We start from the raw sequence: 19,859 nt of genomic DNA on the forward strand, positions 1-19,859 counted from the left end.
CGTGACGATCTGGGCCCGTAACCGCGCATTCTCCTCCGCCAATTTGGAATACTCCCGCGCAGGCATCACCGGCCACACCCCCGCCTCCATCACCGACTTACGCACCGTTTCCACCGTGACCCCATACTCCGCAGCAATCACCCTGGCTGCCTGCGACGGAGAATCATACCCCTCCCACCGCTCAACAAAATCCGACACCATACGCTCATGCACAACCCGAGGAATACGCCGATACATCACGCCACCTCCTGCCCCTGCGCGAAATATGCGTCAAAACGCATATTCGTGTCATGGATACGATGCTCATACTCAGTCGGAAACAACATCGTCTGAATCGGAATCCCCGGCGACCCATCCTTCGACGCCTTAACCATAAACCGCCCACGCCCAGGCGGCGTCGCATTCGCCCCTTGCGTCCGCGCCCGCTTCGGCGCAGCCCCCTTCGACCACGACGTCACCATCTGCGCCTCAGCCTGAGTAAACGGCAACATCGAGGACAACGTATCGAGCTCCGATAACGGCAACCCACCACAGATCACCATGCCCGCACGCTCAATAAAACCCATCGCCGTTTTGCGATCCTCTTCCGTCGGCAACGCCTGGAGATCCTTAAACGTATGGGTAATCATGTACAGCGCCGTACCCGTCGTGCGATTAAGGCGCGTGAGCGCATCGACCTCGGAGACCATCCCCGCCCCCACCGCCAGGGTCTGCCACATCTCATCGAGAACAATCCCGAAATACCGCTGCTCAGCAAGCCCCGCATCAGCCAAAACGTGCGCCGCCTCAATCGAACCAAACGCATTCGACCAACACGCCACCACCACCGCAGCCTTCGTCGAGCGATCCGTGGAATCCAACGCCGAGACATCAATACACACCGCCGGAGCCGATACATCAATCGGCTCTGTGGTCTGTCCTGAGAAGATCTTTCCCGTCGCACCATCCAACAAAGAGTTCAACGACAACAACAGCGCATCAGTACGCTCATGCCACTCTTGATCACTGCGCGCACGCAGCATCGTGCGCAACGACTGCGAACCCTGATCAATCTGAGCAATCAAATCCCGCAACGTCGGCGGATTCGCCCAATCAACATCCCGGGAGGCATACAACTCACGCAACCCCATCGAGATCACCATCGCCTCATAATCCGCCACCCCGTGACCACCAGGATTATTCGCCCGCGCCAACCCCACCAGTGAGCGCACCATCGCCACCTGACGACCATGCACCTGCTCCTTAGTCTTATCCACCAAGTCCCACTTTTCTGCCTGCTCCAGCAGCGGGATGATCCTCCCCAAAGCCCCCACATCCAAAGGATTAAGCGAACCCACACCATGCCCCAACGTGATCACCTGACCACCCACCGCCTGAGTAAACCCCACATACTCAGCCTTCACATCACCAGCAATAATCGGAACATGCCCCTGAGCAACATGCCCCAACAACATCTTGCGAACCATCGTGGACTTACCTAGCCCCGGCAACGAGAGCACAAACGCACTCGGATTAGCAATAATGCCCTCCCGAAACCACGCGAACGCATCACACCCCACATCCATACTCGTCGTCACATGCCGCCCCACCGGAGTACCGATCATCGGTGCCGGGGCACCAATCACGTTCGGGTTAAACCCCGCACCCAGATTCGTCGTAGTCTGCCACTCAGTAGGACCAGAAACCACACGCGCATTCCCACCCCCACGCGCAGCAATACCATGCACACCCGGAGCAGGCAACGGATCTTCCCCCACCACCGGCTCTAACCCACCAGCAGCTTGACGCAACTGCTCTAACCGATGCTGCTGCCGCTCATGGTCTTTCAACCACCGCCGATACCTCCGCCCAGACTGTGTCCACCACGGCGGTACCATCACCTCACCAGCAACAATATTCTCATGCAACGACTCCATATCCCCCGCAACCGGCTCCACCACTCGACCAACCCGACCACGAGAATTCCCCGGCACCCTCATGCCACCTTCACCTCACTCCCGGTATGCTGCCACCCCAAAACCCCCACACCAGCAGAAGCCACCACCGCCATCTCCTGCCTGCCCCACACCCGCCGCACCCGCAGCCGCGCCTGCGGCGATAACTGATGCAACAACCCCGCAGCAAGACCCTCCGCATGCTGCCGAGACGACCCCATCACCGTCAACACCCCACCACGACGCCCACCCGACACCCCACCAGGATGCTCATCCATCACCGGGCGATACCACCGCGCACAACGCACCACATCAACAACATCCAATCCCGACAACACACCCTGAAATTCCTCCCCCACCTCCGAAGAATCAAAATTGCACTCATACGACACACACGCCACCTGACCAATCTCAATACCCCCCACCTGACCACGCACAACATCACACTGCGGAGGCCACACCAACTGCTGCTCCCCACCACTCGACGGCCACCACACACCGCCCCACTGATAAATGTCCTCCACCGACAACGGAACAAGATCCAATCCCACCGCAGCACCAGCCTCATACACCCTCGGGTACTCCTGCGCAACATACGTCACAAGCTCACTCACATCCTCACGCTGGCTTTTTGTCGCCGCACGAAACGTCACCGACATCAACGGACGAGCAGAAAACATCCCCACGTTGACCCCACACGTCGCTACTACCTGATCACGCGCCCCCACACGAGACTCCCACTCATCACACTGCCCCCACGACGCCTCCCCCTCACCAGCAAGCATCACCGTAAGCTGATGACGCTTACCATCAACAAGAGCACCAAAAGCAAACCCACCAGCTTCACGCGAAGACTCCACCACCGTAGAAGCCAAACACGCCGGACTATAACCACCTCGACGCTGCCGAGACGACACCCACGGAAAAATATTCATCCCCATACCCCTTGTCACCTTCAATCCTTTTACGCTCGCGCTAACCCAGAAACAGATTCCCTCGTCCACGGCAACTGCCCCACACCCAAACCACAAATAAACGCCGCATCCTGCTGCAACGTCGCTACCTGCAACCGCAACGACGAACCAGAACCCAACTGCTCCACGTCATGCACCATCCGTGGAATCTCCGCCACCTCATCCACCGTGGCCGTCACCAACAACGAATACCGCCCCAACTGCGCACCCCGCGCCTGCGCAATACGAGCAGCATTGGTGTGCTCCACCCGCATCCCCGCTGCCGCCGAACGAATCTTCTTCGACGAATTCAACGCCGTCAACGCATCCCGATGCTCCGCCTCCACCTTCTTCGCCCCCTCACCCGCATGAAACGGCCGATACAACAACGTCACACGCTTACGCAACACCCGCGAATGCGGAGCCGTAATCGACGTCAACACATGATCCTCAAACGTCGAACGCGGTGCCTCAGCCATCTCCCACGTCACCGAATACACACCCTCATGGGCATACCGATCCTTCTCATCACGCGCCCAACCAGGCCCCGCATCATCCCACGACAACCCATGCGACTGACCCGCCACTTTCAACCGCTCAAATTCCGTTTCCGCCGCCGGATTAAACCCCTGATGCACCCTCGCCACCAACGCCTGCTCATCCATCGGGCTCGCCAAAATACCCGCCCACGACAAATCCTCCGCCCACGTCGGAACCCTCGTCGCCAAATTCGACACAAAAGCGTCTTCTTTAAGCCCTTCCCCGTCCAACTTCACCGTGACAGCAACATGCGCATCAATCTCCGGCACCCCCACACTGAGCAGCTCAGCAGCATCCTCCATCACCCTCCGCGCCAACCACGGTGCATTCTCATCCATAATGGAATCCACCTCACGACGCACCAGCTCACCAGAACCCGGACGAACCCCCACACTCACACTGGCCGCCAACACATCACCAGACAACGACAACCCCGCAATCCACCGACCCCACGACGCCGTCATCGCATTGCGTTCTTCCTGCATCATCGCAGTCTGCCCAGAGAGCTGACAATCAAACACCACCGTCGCTTCACGACGTAACCGATCTACGATGATCGCAAAATCCCTCCCCGCACCATCACTAGCAGCAATAATCTCCGTACGAGCAAGCAATCCCGGCAATCGATGCTGCCCACCAGGCATCCGCGACAACCCACCACTGACATACTCATGCTCACCACGCTTGACCTTGCGGTGATACTGCCACCGCATCTGCACATGCTGCGCCAAAGTACGCCCACCCCACGACATCGACACCACCGCCGCAGCCACCACCGACACCGGCAACACCACAAACAAACCAATCTTTGACAGCCCCACAAGCCTCAAAATCAAAAACACCATAAAACCACCACCAACAATGGCGGTCGCCTTCATCGAAAAACCACCAAGACCAGTTCGCTTCGGCGGCTGCCCCAACGAATAATTCGGAATCTCTACCATCACCTACTCACCTCCTGACCTGACCGTGATAAGAACCCTCAGCACCCAAAGCACCACCCAACAACGCCTCAGTACGCTGAGCCACCTGATCCACATGAGAAAGACCACGCCCTGCCGCTACCCCCGCACCAGCAACACCAGCACCAACAGCCCCCGCAACCCTCACCCCACCTTTCACCACTGGCTTACCAACCCGATACGCAGTCTGCGCAGCTCCCCCCACACGACTAGCCGCCTGCCCCACACGAGTTTTCCACCCACCGGCCTGACTATTACTACTGCCCTCTACCCCCAAACCAGAACCCTCAGATGCGGAAACACCCTGCACCTGCTGCCCAGCAGAACCATTCCCCACAGCAGAAGCAGCACCCGTACGCAAAGCAGCCCCAGCAGGAGCAGCAGACACCACACCCCCAGAATCATGACGCCCCTGCACACCACCTGGCTGCGACGCTACCGACACCCCTCCAACAGCCTCCGAACTACCGCTACCCCCACCAGCAAGAAAACCAGCAGCACCCGAAGGCTGAGCCTGTTGCCCTGCCGCACCGGCAGGCACAGAAGCAGAAGCACCACCCTCACCAGACGAAGAAAAACGAGACACCCCACCAGAACTTCGACTGCCACCACTAGAAGTCCCAGTACCACCGTCGAGGTATCACCACCCCGCACACCACCAGCAGCTCCCCCAGCACCTCCAGCAACACTCTTGCCCACACTCATCACGCCAGAGCCCACCACACCTAACCCACTACCAATCGCTGCACCAGTAGCAGAACCCAACCCCAGTGCCGCTCCCGCAGCACCACCACCAGCTTGCGCCGTCAACGGAACAAGCATGTGCACTAACTTCGGACCTAAAAATCCCACCAAGGCAATCATCAGCACATTAATCATCGCACCAATAATCGACGTTTGCTCTTTACCAGGGCCAGCAGTCACATTCCACATCAACACCGCATACAACACCGCAGCCGCCGGCTTATACACCACCGCAGCAATCATAAAAGCCGTAAGATGATCAAGACCAGCACGACCCTTACCCGAAAACGATGCAGCCGCAAACAAAGGCGTCAAACCAGCCGCCACCGGAAGCACTAACGTAATAGCAACCAAAGCAATGATCTGAACAAAAGAACCAGCAATGCTAATACCCGCAAGGACCAGCATAATAATAGGGCCAGCCATATTCTCATTTAGCGAACCCAAATCAACAAATGACTGAGTATCCCGCACGCCAAAGGACTCCATAATTTCCTTAGCAAGGACATCGCCAGCAGAAACACCGCTCGCCACCATACCAGGAACAACAATAGAATAAAGAAGATAGCGAATAATAACACTGCCAGTTTCTTCAATACCATCCTGCAACCCCATACGCCGCGATGACGATATCTGAATACCGCCATATATCAACGACCCTACGAGCGCCAAGAAAGACAAAGAAAAAACAATGTTTTTCACACCCCTAATCTGAGCGTCAGTATTATCGCCGACCGTGGAATAATCCATCCACAACGTCATCACTGACTGCAGGATTTCCGCCGAGCCCTCCATCATGGACTTGCTCAGCTCGCCAACCTTAGAATCCCACCACTGCGAAACTTGATGGCCCGCCGCCTGACCGACAGTCTTCCCACCAGCGAGTACCGTACAGCCCACTATCTCCATCGCCGCGCCAGGAGCTTTTGCGGCTTTTTCAACGAGATTCCCCTCGCTCATATCCACTAAAGGATCTTCCCGACACTCGGAATAGTTATCAGAAAAACCCGGAGGTGCTTCATCTACGGCATACGCCACAGCACCATGAACCGCCATAACAATAACAGCAAATAGCGAAGCGATAAAAGTGATGAACTTACTCATTGATACTTCAGTTCCGTCCACCCATCAAGGGAATGAACAATCGCATCATCTCCATATTTATTTTTCTCATCGGTCACCATAACTTTCCACTGACCTTTATCCCACCGCATCGTCAACATAGGAACCAGCCACGTTGCCCGTTGCGCAGGAGAACCATCATCACGCAATGGTTGACCAATGGCGAGACTAAGAGTAATAATATTTCCCGCACAAGAATGAACCTTAAAAGCATCAGGCGGCGGAGCCGGAGGCATCATCCCCCTCCCAGAACCCTGACCGGGACCATACAGTGACTCATCCGAAAGAAGAAGCTCCCTATCAGCAGCACGACCAAGACCATCAGAAGCCACAGTGACATAACTTAAAAAGTTCGCAGCAGCCACCACAGCACCCGCAGGAGTCTGAGAATAATCCTTCAATATCCCATTCTCTTGCACCCCACCCGGACCATCAGTATCCGAAAACAGAAGAAAACGCCCATGAACATACTGGAGATTAACCTTGTTAGGCACACGAACACTATCAGGAATACATTCACTAATCTCATCATTCTCTGTCGGCTTCCCCAACGGCTCACCGAGAGGACTATCCGGAACATAAAGCGGATCCCCTTGAGGAGTCACTGACCACGTGCCAGGACGGTACGACGAATCATCAAAGAAACGCCTCGGCCAACTGCGCTGCGCCTCGCCTTCCTCCGCACTAGTCACGTAGGTCTGCGACGGCGCGGCCCCTACCTCGTGGGAGGTCTCCACCACAGGGGAGTCATTGTTCGGTGCCTCTTCGCTGCTGGAGCACCCCACAAGCATCGCCGTGGCCACCACCACGACCGCCACCTGCTTGACCATCACATACTTACCCATGACGTAACCTGCCTATCCTTCCTGAGAGAACATGACAAACTCCTCTAGATTATCCAGTTCCACAGCATCGACGGCTTCATCCTGGCTGGGCAGCACAATCTTCCAGTCCTCGTCCTGCCACACCAACTGCGTCGGCATCGCATACAAACCCCCGTCTGGGCGACGCACAGCAAGAGCAAGCGCAGCACGATCCTCAGTGAAACTATCAAAAGCGAAACCGACAAAAGCCGGTGCCGGATCAAGACACCCCTCAACACTAAGCGTTGCCCGAGCTTGCGCCCACTGGTCTTTCCCCTGCCCTGGTGCTACGAACTGGTTAACCACCATGGGCCACTGATCATCATCAGCCGCAGCAAGCCATCCCTGACCAAGAACCGCCGCCATGACCGCCCCCTGAGGAGAACGCTCAAAACCACGCGGCACTGCCCCAGGATCTTGTTCATACGGCCCAGAACTCACCGACGAAGGCAAAACCAAACACCCCACCGAAGAAGACCACGTCATCTCCTGCGGCGCCACACCGGTATCCCACCCCTGTGCCGATAAAGACTCATCCCCACCTGAGGAACACCCCACAAGCAGCGCAGCGCACAGCCCCATCACAACACCGACAGGCTTGAAACTTATACAATCAGACATTCAAAACACCTCCCTACTCTTCCCCATGAGGAAAGATAATTCTTCCTCAGAAGAAGACTTTCGCTATAGAACCAGCACTTGTCATCACCAAGACACCAAGAGCAATCTGAAACACCCTCACCGCAGGAGAAGTAGCACTCACCGGCTGACCTCGATCACGATCCAAAACCAACATCGCACCGAAAATAATGACCGCGAGAATAGAGCAAGCCAAGCCAACATAGAGCGCTATTTCCAACCACCTCACAATGGTGTTGAGCACATCATCCGACGGACGCCACGGAGAAACCGGAGGACTCGAGGACAACATCATCACATCAACATCTGCACAACACCGCTAGCACTACCCACCAGCAAACACCCACCACCGATACGCAGCGCCATTTCAGTAACCTCCTCAGACATCCCCCTGTTGCGCGCAACCAAAAACGTGATACCCGAAGCAATCACACCAAAAATACAAATAGCAATCGCAACCCAGGTCGCAATGTTGAGAAGATTATTAATCTTCGCACCAAACTCACCGGGAGCCTGCGGCCGAATATTCTGCCCAGGCATCGCCACCACATCAACAAAACCCATCACCGCATCATGCGATTGGACAACCATATCCGTAATCATATTTCCCACCTATCCTATCTCCACATTTTACAAGATGGAATGTTTTACATTCTCACTTTCCTCATCACTCTTTGAAATGAGGTAAAAATTTCTTGCCCGATCTCCCCCACAACAGGAGGTACCACTCCAGGAGGCAGCCTTCCGCGACGTTTACGAGGCAGTTCATCTCCCGGCACCCACACGGGCAGATCTTCACGCATCTCACCACGCCACTGATCGATATACGGCACACGCCATACCTTCTGAGTGATCTGGCTAAGCACGGCGATTTTCTGCTCCAGGGTTTTCGGTGTACGCCCTGGGGCATCAGCAACAACCACCAGCCCCAGCACCACCACATCTCCTGCCAACCCATTGCGGGCTTGGATCAGCACATCATGAGCGTCCTCCAAACCCATCGCCGTCGAACGGCACACCAGCACACAGCACATCGAGCGCTCACCTGAAGGCCACATCATCCCAGCATCCCCAGCCGGAGCCAGGACATGTGCCAGAGTGGACACCCCAGCACCACCATGAGCACCAACAAGCCACACGGCCGGATCATCCTCCCCCGGTGCTACCCGCGAGGTAGCCGCCACAGGCAGTTTCAACTTAGAAGGATGAACCACAATCCCCTTGGCCTGTACCTCCTCTTCCTGAGCAGTGTTTTGCTCGACATCGACCTGCTCACCGGGTAAGTCCACGGCTCGTAACGCTCCCATTGCCTCTCCTTCCTCCACTGCCAAGGACTTACGCCGCGACCCCGCGCAGATTCGTCAAGAAATCAGAAGCCGCACCAGCATCAAAGCCCACCATCTGGTCTGTCGCCGGAACCGTGGAATCACCACCGGCCAAAGCAGAAATCCAATCCACCGTGGCATCCGTGGCACTACGCCCATCAGCAGTCATCGGCACCTGCGCATACGAATCCGTCGAAGCCAACCGCTCCCACGTCGCCGCATCCGTGGCCACCGACGCCACCGCCTGCTCATTAAGCCCTGCCGCCTGCACCTCATCAAAAACCCGAGCCGCCGCCCCCGTCGCCGTCTCGAAACTGACCGTCTCTAATGCAGCCTCCGCGAACTTCGCCGCCGCCACCCCAATCCCCAACAAGGGATCACTGGTACCAGCAGCTGAAATCGCAGCCAGGTTTCCCGGCGTCAACGTCTTACGCGCCACCGTGATCCCCGCAGCCAACCCCATACCCGCAATCTTCGACGACGCCGCCAAAACCCGCGCCCCCATCTCCCCCAACGAACGCGAATCCGCCCTTTGTGCCTCCGTGGCAATCCGGCCAATCAATGTCTCATCAGGACTCGTCGCCCGCGCCACCTGGAAACCACCAGGCCCAAAGCTCACATCCTCAGCCACAGACTCCAAACCACCAAGAACCACTGCAGGCCCTAACGTATCCGCGACTGCCATCAACGACGCCACCGGGTTATCCGTATCCAAATCCGGGGCCACCGCATTCACGATGGTGCGCGTGGCTGATCCCTCCGGCATCCCGCAAACAAGATCCCCGTCAATACACCACGACACCGTCTTCGCAGCCAAAGCACCAAAATCACCCACACCCGACGTCAAACCTGCAATACCACCGCCGGCAACCGGGCCCTGAGGACGTGCAAAACTTCCAGGCAACAAGCCCGCAGCACCACCATCGCCACTGCCATAGCCCTCCGGGGCGCTACGAGGCAAAGAGGAAATACCCGCCGGCAACTCCACAGAAGAATGCGGAACCACGGAACTAGACGCATCAGTATGTGCCACACTCGGCCGTGCCGATTTCGTCACACTGACCGAAGTTATCGCCTCATCACCATGCCGTGAACTCGTCGTAGAAACAGCAACGTCATCACCTTCTTCGGGACCCACAGTCGCTAGAGCACTCATCGAAGCGGCGATATCATCGACATCCACATCATGAAAAGATTCCTGCCCCAAAGCCCCCACCGGCATTACCTCCGGAGTATCAGCCCCCGAAGCAACCACAGGCTGACCATCATCACGCAACGGATCAGAAAAAAGCGCCACACCAGCAATTTTTTCTGGTGCAACAGCCCCTTCAGCAGAACCAATCTGACGCGCCACCATGGAGGCCACCTGCGCACCTTCAGAAAAACCAGTCAAAATCACCCTGGTATCAGGACACGAACGCTCCACCTTACCCAAGGCTTCATTAACAGCTACAACCGCACCATCAATATCAACCTCATCCCCGACCGATTCAATATTAATGTACGTCCTAGTCAACCACTTCCCATCATTATCCTGCCCACTTGCACCACCCTCACGAGAAAAATCATCGCTCTCCTGTCGCGATGAAAAATCAGCGTCCTGCTGCTCTTCTTCCAGCTCAGGAACATCAGCACTAGTGGTAGATTCCCCCCACCAATCCTGCGACGAGGACCATGACGTCTCCCCACGACGCACGCCCCAATCAGTATCCCGGTCATCAGTGATACCACCAGAACCATCACCAGAAACTGGTTGACCAACTCTCTCTAACACCGGCAACGTAATATTATCCGCAAAAAATCCCGCATCCTCATCAGAATTACGATCAAAGACAGAATCCTGCGCAGAGTTCACCGCAATCATGTGCATCTTCCCGCACGTACCAAAATCCCACTGCGGTTCCGAGACTTCCTGCGCTCCTGCAACCCCCACACACACCCCACCCAGGCTCACCACACTCCCCAGAGCCAGAAAAATCTTCAGCCTAGAACTAACTGATCTATTCACTTTTTGCTCCTATCTGAAATCTCCATGATCTTAAACCCGCCCTTACTTTCCTCTAAGTGATATTCCTGCAAGTACACATTCCTCCCGACCTCATCAGTAACCACCACATCTGCTGCGACCGCCTCATCAGACATCACCGTGGTCGTGGTACATACCTGCGCCTGCGGCACCGCGCGAAGCACTTCCTCCCAATTCGTCGCACGCAACGCAGAATCATCAGCAAGCAACGCCTCAAGCCCAGCGACATCCCCGGAGTAATACGCCTGCTGAAACGCCACCACCACGCCTTGAGGATCATCCGCACGCGCATCGACTTGGTCACACACCGCCACCGAGGCCGTCTCCTCTACCGATGAGCTCGCCGCCACCGCAGACGACACCCCATCTCCTGCCCTCTCCGAGGAACCAGACGACAAAGACATAACAACCCCACCACCGCCTACAACCACGACCACCAAGACACATAAACCACCGACAACCCACCAGTTGACCGGCGGCATCTTTCCCGCCTTGCGCTCTTTGCCCTGCTGAACAGCATCAGGCTCTTCAACACGATCAACCCAACCCGACCGAGGCCCAGAAGGCGTTCCTTCACCACCACCGTCAACACCATCAAACCAGTCCACCCCGCACCTCCTCCACACAGCAGAGCTAAAAATAAAACAGACTATATGTAATATTATTACAGCAAGGAGGCACGAGACAAGACCAAACAAGCAGTACAGCACCACCAGATCATCCACCACCCCACCGTTGGGCGATGATGAAAAATCGGATACTCGCCATGTTTCCCTTTTGCCACAGCGTCATCAGCAGTCACAAGGCAGGCAAGAGAAAATCAGCACGCTATCCTGATACCCATGGACTCAAACTTGCGGATCAACGGAAAAAAGATCATCGAGCGCCGCACCATGCTAGGCCTCAAACAAGTACAACTAAGCGAACTAAGCGGCGTCACCCACGGAACACTTCGAGCCTGGGAACACAGCACCCCCTACACACAAGACGCTGATCGCCTCTACCGGCCAACGCTACGCATCGGCGACATCGCCCGCGTCTTAGGCTATAGCCCCCGCGACCTTTTCTACCCCGTCGGACCACTAAATCTCTCCAGCTACCGCTACCTTGCCCAGAAGGACATCGCGGAAGCCTCCCAGGACCTACCATTTTCCACCGCCACACTCACACGGATCGAAAATGGACACCGCACCCCAAACGAAACGGAACTCTCCGCCCTCAGCAAGGCCTACGACACCCCCCTCATACTCATTGCCGCCGCCGCCGAAGAGACCCTCCGGGCAGCAACACAGCTACCCGCACTGGACTATTCCTACTCCACTGCACCCACACCACCAGAAAAAGACATTGACCTCCTCACAACACTGCACCAGCTCATCTGCCTCCCCTGGACAACACCAGAAGATATCACCACAGTCCACCACCACCTTGGCACCGAAACAGACCACATCGACGCCCTCGACCAAGGAACACCTTTTACCGAGCTACCCACCCGCACCACAATGGCCTACGCAACGTACCTCCACCTCCCCATCACATCACTACTCAACCGCACCGAAGCACAAAACCATCTCATCCTCCTATCCCAGACACATGAATGCCTCAAAAACAACCCCCTCATCCTCCGACAAAAAAAGAATAGAAATTAAAAACACGCCACATTGCCGCCAATCCAGCATGCCAGCATGCCATATTGACACATATCCAGATTGCCAAAAAAATGGCATATGAGCTGGTACGATACCCAGAACAAACGCAGTGGCCACCCCTTTTACCCATACTGTTATTCGTGTTATATTCACAGAAAGACCAGTATCACTCTACCAGTGAAAGGGGACCGTAATTATTATGCGATCTCGTTCTCTCTTCTCCGCTGTGGCAGCAAGCGCCCTCGTCGCCCTTCCCGTAGGGATAGCCACAGCCGACGAAAGCCAACCGGCAACCGATCTCACGACACACCAGTCGGGCACCGTCACCGATGGCACCACGTCTCAGCCAGGTACCACCACCGAAGCCGATATCACCCAACCAGGCACAGCTCCTGGAACCGATACCGCCCAACCAGGCACCACAACCGAGGATCAGCCCACCCAACCCGACGCTGCTGAGGAATCAACTCAACCCGACACCGCAGTCACCGATACTGAAAGCGTCCCCGAAGTAACCAACACGGCACCACAAGCCGAAGAACCTACCGGCACTACTCAAACACCAGGCCCGGCAGAAAACTATCAAGCCCCCACGCGCTCCACACCGCAATACCAAACCCCCGCCCCTCAGGTCCCCGTCATCAGCTCCCCCGCACAGGTGGCTGCACCAATCCAAACAGCCCCGGCTACCCCTGCTGCACCCAAAGCAGTCGCTGCCCCCACACCGCAGCTGGCACAAACCGGTGGCGGTGTAGGAGCCATAGCCGCAGGAATCAGCGCCCTTGCCATCGCCGGCGTTGCCGCTGGCCTCCACCGAGCCACCGCATAACACCACACCATTTCACAAGGCCAGCACGCCACCGCGACGTGTTGGTCCTTTTTCTTGACCCTGAAAGAAGGATGATGCATAAAAAAGCACTCCACTACCTCAGCGGCATCCTCCTTGATCTCGCTGTCACCACCTGTGTACTGATCACGATGCTCACAATCCATCTATTCATCATCACCCCGCATACCGGTGCCCGCCACGAATCCAACACCGTGGCCTCACTCAACGAGCAATGGAAGAAACCCGATCCCCTCACCCCACCCGACCCCATCCCTGCACCCGAATACGGGGACACCTTCGCCACCGCATCCATCCCTAGACTGGGTGACGACTGGGAATACAGCATCAAAGCCACCACCAGCCTAGAAAACCTCCGCACCGGCATCGCCTGGTACTCTTTGACCTCCCTCCCCGGCGAAACCGGCAACTTCTCCCTGGCCGCGCACCGCGATGGCTCCACCGCACCCTTCGCCAACATCGATACCCTCCAGACCTGCGATGCCATCACCATCAACACCCAAGGTGGCAGCTACACCTACACCGTCTTACCCTTAAGCACCGACCCATCCGAGATCGACGCCTTCACCCACTGCGCCCCCGAGGCCGCAGAACACCACCCCGAGATCACCGACGGCACCATCCCCGGCCAACGCATTGTTGAACCCACCGCCGTACAAGTCGTCAACCCCACCCCCGGCGAAGCCCCAGATGTACCAGCCACGGCCGCGTGGCTGACCTTGACCTCCTGCCACCCCCATTTCTCGAACGCGCAACGCATCATCATCCACGCCATCCTCACCCAAGCCCACGGAAGGAACTAACCATGCTCACCATCTGGATCTGGAACCACATCCCACCACGCAAAAACCCCGACAATAAGCAACCCCACTTCGCAAATCGCCACCCCCGCGCTACCCCCGCCATCAAAAGCGCGATCCTCCTCGCCGGGTTCTTCCTCCTGACAATTCTTGGATCCATGACCATCTTCCCCTACCTAGGGCAAATGATCTACAAAATGCCAACCTTTTAAGCGTTCACATGGACTTTTGTAGATACATACAGAGAAAACTAAATATAGACCAAAAGATGCCGTTCGCCAGCATCAAACACCGGAGTAAATCTCCAAACTCAATACACGGGTTGGTACAAAATATTCAGATTTTTCACATCTCTTGACAGCTAAGGCTTATCGTGCGATCTTCTAGGTATCACAAATTACTGCAAACAATTGGTGATGTTCACTTCCAACAGGGTGAGACGATCATCCCCAATCATCGAAAGGAAGCATGCATGCAAACCACCAGCAAGCACAGACTGCTCATTTATGCAACCACACTAGTGGCAGCAATCATGATTCTGTCCATCATCATTCCCGTCAAATAACTCATCACGGGATGTCGTTTTTCACCGAGTTGCAGTTGATCTCGAATCTGACACTGTTGCTGGAGCGCAAACATATATCATATCCGAAGCAGAGAATGCAGAAGGAGAGCACGAAGCATGGGTTTTGTTCGATAAAAAAGAGCTATGGCACGGCGCTGTCGATGCCGACGAGAACATCACCACGTATAGCGAAATTGACCCTTCCGAGCAAGAGTACGGCGCCTGCGAATGGGCCATGGGATTCTGTGGGGAACAGGCGGAGGAGCGGGGTGCTATGGAATTTGTATAGCACTTAGACTAGTCAAGAAGCTGAGCGGCCTTGCTTGCGCAACAGCGTGTAGTATGATTGCATCTATCGGATGCATAGCCGAAACAAATAAAATCTGCAGATAAGGAGTATCATGGCTTTGCAAGCATTATCAATATTTCTATTCATCTATTCGGTAGCAATAACACTTCTCCACCTGAAATCACAAAAGAGAGATGGTCGCTGATCTGCGGAGCGCTAGGCGCAGGCACCGGAGGTGTTGCTGCCGGAGTGTGCGGACTCGGCGCTGCTGGAGTAGAGGATAATATCAACTTCGATTCCGTTCGCTAAAGAGGTTTGCAATGGTCAGTAAATTCAAAGATTCAAAAAGGGTGCTAGTTTCGGCAGTGTCGATAATGTTGGGGTTATGTCATACTGCTTCATCATTGCCCCTATTTTCTCTAATGGCCCATACTGGGATACCGCTTCACATCAGTTCCTAGATAAAGGGATTGGATATTCTTCCATCGCAATAGCACTTGGAGCAGTATGGCTTGCAGTGATATTTATCTCAAAAAAAGGGGGGAGGGATTGAAGTGAACCAAAATATGCCTTCATGGTCGGCCTACTAGTTGCCGGATACCTCTCAGGAACAAAAGCTGTAACACATGCAGCAATCAATGATCCTTGGACATGCCAGAGACCAGGGATCTTCCAGCTCAGCCAGCCACGGGGATACGCTCCAGTTGCCGATCATTATCCAGCCCTCTCCCAACCTGGATCTAGCTAAACCATCCAGGATCAAATTAATGGACTAGCGTAAAATATCTACTGGTGTGCCTGATTGTAGGCTTCAATCACCTCAGTAGAGAGCTTACCACGCCATACAATCCCATCTATGACAACCATCACCACAAGCAAAACCCCACCAGCACGAGAACTAACCGGAAACTGCGTTACCCACCCCCTCTTCCTCTAACGCCTCTCTCGTGGCTTCATTCGGCACCGGCATCATCGTTAATGCTTTCGTCACAACTCGTGCTTCCGAGATCTGCTGGTCCCGCAACCCCTCCACTGCAGCGTTAAGCATATCCTGAAGCCCTGCTACGGAAAGCGCAGTCTGCGCCGCCGTGCTTTCTTGTTCACGTGCCCAAACGCCCACGTCGCGGTACACGCGAGCAACTTCCTCCGCGACAACCTGGACTTGTTGGACAGCCTTCCATTCCGGGGTATCTGGTTCTCGGGTGTTTTCCCACTGGTCAAGCTCCCACCGATTTTCCTCAGCGGTTTCTGCCACAGCGCTCCACGTCTGGGCGATCTGGTGGCGCGCAGCCACAAGATCCTCACCAGTCAAGGACTCAAGACCTTCAACCTGCTCCATTGCTTCACCAAAACGCTCATGCACACGACGAACCAACCCATAAGCCTCAACTACCTCAGCAAAAACAACATCCTGATCCACACGCGGAGACAACAACGAATCACACGAAGATCGCTGTTCCACCGCCTGTTTCGTCGCCTCCGAAAACACCCGAGCACCACCAACAACCTGATCCAACACACCAACGACCTCCCCCGGAATCCCCGCTACAACCCCCATCGCTTCCGACACCACCTCCTGATGCACTACCGGATCCTCCACACCAGCCCAACGATCATCACCCACCACACCACGAACCCGCGCTGCCCCATCACCAACCACCTGCACCAGTGGAACTAAAGCACCACGAAAATCAGTGCCCTCTACCCCATCATCTGGGCGCAGAACCTTCACAGGAGCATCAGCGTCCACCTGCTGAAGACGCCGCGTGATCTCTACCAGGTCATCCGCAGCTTCCCCTAGTCGTTCTTTCCACATCACCGCAGCGTCACTAGGTGCAAGACCCACCACATCCTGCGCCGTAATAGTGAAATCACGAGAAACACCCTGCGTTTTCGTAATTTCACTACATACTGTGTCGTAATACCCCAACACCTGTTCATCGACATGAGCATGAAAGACATCCACCGCCTGCTGATCGACCACCATACGCCCCGACGTAGTCATCACCGCTACCGCACCACCCAACACAGCAGGTACCCCTACCAACACCGATGCCACGATGATCTTTTTCCCTCTCATCAACACTCCTTACCCCCATAATCCCGTGAAGAAAACGAGCGACACCACATCACCTATCACCTGAAGACACCGCCTCATCCAGTACCAACTATGCAGGGCGATTCCCTCACAGCACGGCACTCCCATCAATCCCAAACCAACAACAAAAAGCCACCCCACCCCAACACACCTACCGCTATTTTTATCCCTGCACACAAACCCCATCGAGATGTCACACCATACTGCTGCGGACGCGTTGTGGACTGTTGATCGTGGACACCCATCCTCTTCTTCCTATTCATAGATATTTTTCGGTAGAAGAAAACTACACTCCCTACTTTCCCCAAGGCTCTTCTCTCCGGTGACGATCTTCTCCGAGTAATCCCACCGCTGATCCCCGATCCATAACATCCCCACGCCGAGACACACCATCACCGCCGTCATACTGACAGCCCACATCGAAGGAACAATATCTACTCTCATCACCTGAGAACCTGACATCTGAGCCAGAACGAACGCCACAGTGACCACCAGCCATGAACAAAGCACCACAAAGACCACCACCACCACAGCAGTTCGTAACCACCTCAATGCAGCAAAAAACGTCTCAACATGCCCTAGCCACGTTTCCTGATCGATAGCACCACGCACCAGCTTCACCGTTGCAGAAACGCACACCTGCGCCCGCAACCAGAACAGAACTGAGGCAGAAAAGAAAAGCCCGCCACAGCAAAAAACCGTTGCAGTACCTACCATGACACGACTTCTCCTTAACTCTCGTCGAGATATCTATCTCAACTGGTCAACCCGAAAATCTGCGCCGAAAACAAGCCCGCACACACCACCGCCACGCATACCAACACAGCAACAAAAACTCCTCCCAGGAAACGCCACGAACCCTGCGGAGAAGCCACCATGATCACCACTGCAAGAACCACCACCACACCAGCACAGACCACCCACAACGCAGAAGGAATCACCCAACCACCTAAATACGCATGCAACAAGACGGGAAGTAAGGCCATCGATGCCACCCCCAGAGCACACATCACCACCGCAAGACCCCGCCACCGGGAACGCAGACGCCCATCATCTTCCGGCAGCCCCCGCCGAGACCGAGATGATACTGACACGTGGGATTTCTCCCACCAACCAGACCGCTGCCTACCTGCTACATCATCAGGATCAAGAGACACCCACCGTGACTCCTCAACGTGTTCACCCCTAGCCCATACACGCTGCTGGTTGATCTCCCGATCATCTAATTCCAACATGTGCCTACGGTGAGTGTGTTTTTTCATCTCGACGCTGGCCTCTTGCCTACCTATACATCTTCCAAGGATTACTTCTTAAGAAACTTCGGCAGGATCGAACCCTGCATCTTCGCCGCCGAACCATCACCCTCCGACTGCTTTTCTAAAGTAGGCACCTCCCCCGAGATAAAAGCAGCCACATCCTGATCAGCTTCATCCTCCCCATGCTGCTGGTCATCTCCCCTAGCATCATCAGGATCAACGCACCCATCCGCAAGCGCTACCACCTGCTCGTACTCCTCCGCCAAGCTATACTCACGACCCAACACCACCATCAACGCCGCCAAACGCCGCGCACGGGCTTTATCCTGATGCTCCTGCACCCGTGCCTGTGCCTTCGCCACCTTCGCTTCAGCTTCTGCCCGCTGACGATGATCCTTCGTCTGACTCACCGCCGCCTTCGCCGCCATCAGCTCCATCTGGGCGTTTTCTAGCCCACCATGAGCCCCCTGCTGCATCAACGCCGATGAATCCCCCTCCAACAACGCAGTCAACGCCGTCCTAGAGCGACGAGCTTTCTCACGCTGACTCACACCACCAGCAGCAACCTCCCACTCCTCCACCACAGCATCGGCATACCCCAGCGCAGACTCCCACACCGCAACCGGCACATGCGCCTTGAAAAACTCCTCAACAACCTGCACATCACTCACCTGCGGAACTACCCGCCCCTGAGAACGAATCGCCTCCGCTACACCCAGCACCACCGGCCAATTCTCCGAGAAACACCGAGCCGCAAAACGCCGCACAAGCTCATCATGACCAACCATCACTCCATACCTCCTACAGTCAACAACCACAAACACAAGAACACATATATCTGGAAAAATTCCAGCACAGAGTGGTTCATGAAAAAAAATTACGATAATATTATTACAGAATAGTTGCCCCTGTGTCACCTCCAGCAGCCCAGCAGGCACACCCGCACCAATCATGAACCTCGTCGGTCATACCCCAGCGCAATCCACGCCTCAAAGCACTCCCCCACTTACCATCGCCGAGATCATGCGTACTTCTAGGAAATCAAACACACCGGCAACGGCATACTGCCCACACCCCAAGAAATCAGCACACCCAGCACCACACAGACCAACACCGACAAGCAGGTCTACATCGCCAACCACACGAGCCTGGACCCAAAGCGATGTAACTTCAAAGCCGAGCCCCGCCACGGAGTTGCAGACCGACGACGACACCGACAATGACGGCTCCAGAGCCCGGCAGCGATC

Annotated in this window: 17 protein-coding genes; 3 read left to right on the forward strand and 14 right to left on the reverse strand. The window is 55.6% G+C overall.

What is annotated here, in order from left to right; genetic code table 11:
- Nucleotides 1-236: 236 nt before the first annotated feature.
- The 10 genes from Cocul_RS04190 to Cocul_RS12250 all read right to left on the reverse strand — a co-directional run bounded on the left by Cocul_RS04190 (nt 237) and on the right by Cocul_RS12250 (nt 11,716).
- On the reverse strand, nt 237-1,829 hold the full coding sequence (locus tag Cocul_RS04190) for an ATP/GTP-binding protein (protein ID WP_245622108.1): 1,593 nt from the start codon (nt 1,827-1,829) through the stop codon (nt 237-239).
- Between the two features lie 146 nt (nt 1,830-1,975).
- Nucleotides 1,976-2,875: a hypothetical protein gene (locus tag Cocul_RS04195; RefSeq protein ID WP_150114361.1), complete on the reverse strand. Its 900-nt coding sequence runs from the start codon at nt 2,873-2,875 to the stop codon at nt 1,976-1,978.
- A gap of 23 nt (nt 2,876-2,898) precedes the next feature.
- Nucleotides 2,899-4,371: an SCO6880 family protein gene (locus tag Cocul_RS04200; RefSeq protein ID WP_055122078.1), complete on the reverse strand. Its 1,473-nt coding sequence runs from the start codon at nt 4,369-4,371 to the stop codon at nt 2,899-2,901.
- 453 nt (nt 4,372-4,824) lie between these two features.
- On the reverse strand, nt 4,825-6,237 hold the full coding sequence (locus Cocul_RS04205; protein ID WP_150114362.1) for a hypothetical protein: 1,413 nt from the start codon (nt 6,235-6,237) through the stop codon (nt 4,825-4,827).
- Nucleotides 6,234-7,100: a DUF8175 domain-containg protein gene (locus tag Cocul_RS12240; RefSeq protein WP_150114363.1), complete on the reverse strand. Its 867-nt coding sequence runs from the start codon at nt 7,098-7,100 to the stop codon at nt 6,234-6,236. Before Cocul_RS12240 ends, Cocul_RS04205 begins: the two co-directional genes overlap by 4 nt.
- 12 nt (nt 7,101-7,112) lie before the next feature.
- On the reverse strand, nt 7,113-7,739 hold the full coding sequence (locus Cocul_RS12245) for a DUF8175 domain-containg protein (RefSeq protein ID WP_150114364.1): 627 nt from the start codon (nt 7,737-7,739) through the stop codon (nt 7,113-7,115).
- A 312-nt stretch (nt 7,740-8,051) separates the two neighbouring features.
- Nucleotides 8,052-8,360 carry a hypothetical protein gene (locus tag Cocul_RS04215; RefSeq protein ID WP_055122081.1) on the reverse strand — a complete coding sequence of 103 codons (309 nt, stop codon included), beginning with the start codon at nt 8,358-8,360 and terminating at the stop codon, nt 8,052-8,054.
- Nucleotides 8,361-8,404: 44 nt separating this feature from the next.
- A complete protein-coding gene (locus Cocul_RS04220; protein WP_150114365.1) occupies nt 8,405-9,046 on the reverse strand; it encodes a DUF6668 family protein in 642 nt (213 codons plus the stop codon).
- A 46-nt stretch (nt 9,047-9,092) separates the two neighbouring features.
- Complete coding sequence (locus tag Cocul_RS11785) at nt 9,093-10,946, reverse strand: cutinase family protein (protein ID WP_160318489.1); 1,854 nt, start codon at nt 10,944-10,946, stop codon at nt 9,093-9,095.
- 140 nt (nt 10,947-11,086) lie between these two features.
- A complete protein-coding gene (locus tag Cocul_RS12250; RefSeq protein ID WP_150114367.1) occupies nt 11,087-11,716 on the reverse strand; it encodes a hypothetical protein in 630 nt (209 codons plus the stop codon).
- A 234-nt stretch (nt 11,717-11,950) separates the two neighbouring features.
- Here Cocul_RS12250 and Cocul_RS04235 point away from each other — a divergent pair, with 234 nt between their 5' ends.
- The 3 genes from Cocul_RS04235 (at nt 11,951) to Cocul_RS04245 (ending at nt 14,616) form a co-directional block, all read left to right on the forward strand.
- Nucleotides 11,951-12,757, forward strand: a complete 807-nt coding sequence (locus Cocul_RS04235) for a helix-turn-helix transcriptional regulator (RefSeq protein ID WP_055122085.1) — start codon at nt 11,951-11,953, stop codon at nt 12,755-12,757.
- Between the two features lie 867 nt (nt 12,758-13,624).
- On the forward strand, nt 13,625-14,407 hold the full coding sequence (locus tag Cocul_RS04240; protein ID WP_150114368.1) for a class E sortase: 783 nt from the start codon (nt 13,625-13,627) through the stop codon (nt 14,405-14,407).
- Between the two features lie 2 nt (nt 14,408-14,409).
- The gene (locus tag Cocul_RS04245; protein WP_055122087.1) at nt 14,410-14,616 is read left to right on the forward strand and encodes a hypothetical protein; all 207 of its coding nucleotides are present in this window, start codon (nt 14,410-14,412) and stop codon (nt 14,614-14,616) included.
- 1,540 nt (nt 14,617-16,156) lie between these two features.
- Here the strand turns inward: Cocul_RS04245 and Cocul_RS12255 are convergent.
- From Cocul_RS12255 to Cocul_RS04260, 4 genes are all read right to left on the reverse strand, one after another.
- On the reverse strand, nt 16,157-17,338 hold the full coding sequence (locus Cocul_RS12255) for a hypothetical protein (protein ID WP_055122088.1): 1,182 nt from the start codon (nt 17,336-17,338) through the stop codon (nt 16,157-16,159).
- 273 nt (nt 17,339-17,611) lie between these two features.
- Nucleotides 17,612-18,073, reverse strand: coding sequence for a hypothetical protein (locus Cocul_RS04255; RefSeq protein ID WP_055122089.1), 462 nt, complete (start codon nt 18,071-18,073; stop codon nt 17,612-17,614).
- 38 nt (nt 18,074-18,111) lie between these two features.
- The gene (locus Cocul_RS12260; protein WP_150114369.1) at nt 18,112-18,342 is read right to left on the reverse strand and encodes a hypothetical protein; all 231 of its coding nucleotides are present in this window, start codon (nt 18,340-18,342) and stop codon (nt 18,112-18,114) included.
- Nucleotides 18,343-18,659: 317 nt separating this feature from the next.
- A complete protein-coding gene (locus Cocul_RS04260) occupies nt 18,660-19,565 on the reverse strand; it encodes a hypothetical protein (protein ID WP_150114370.1) in 906 nt (301 codons plus the stop codon).
- Between the last annotated feature and the right edge of the window lie 294 nt (nt 19,566-19,859).

Origin of the sequence: Corynebacterium oculi, from assembly GCF_001412105.1 — a bacterium.
Taxonomy (GTDB): Bacteria; Actinomycetota; Actinomycetes; order Mycobacteriales; family Mycobacteriaceae; genus Corynebacterium; species Corynebacterium oculi.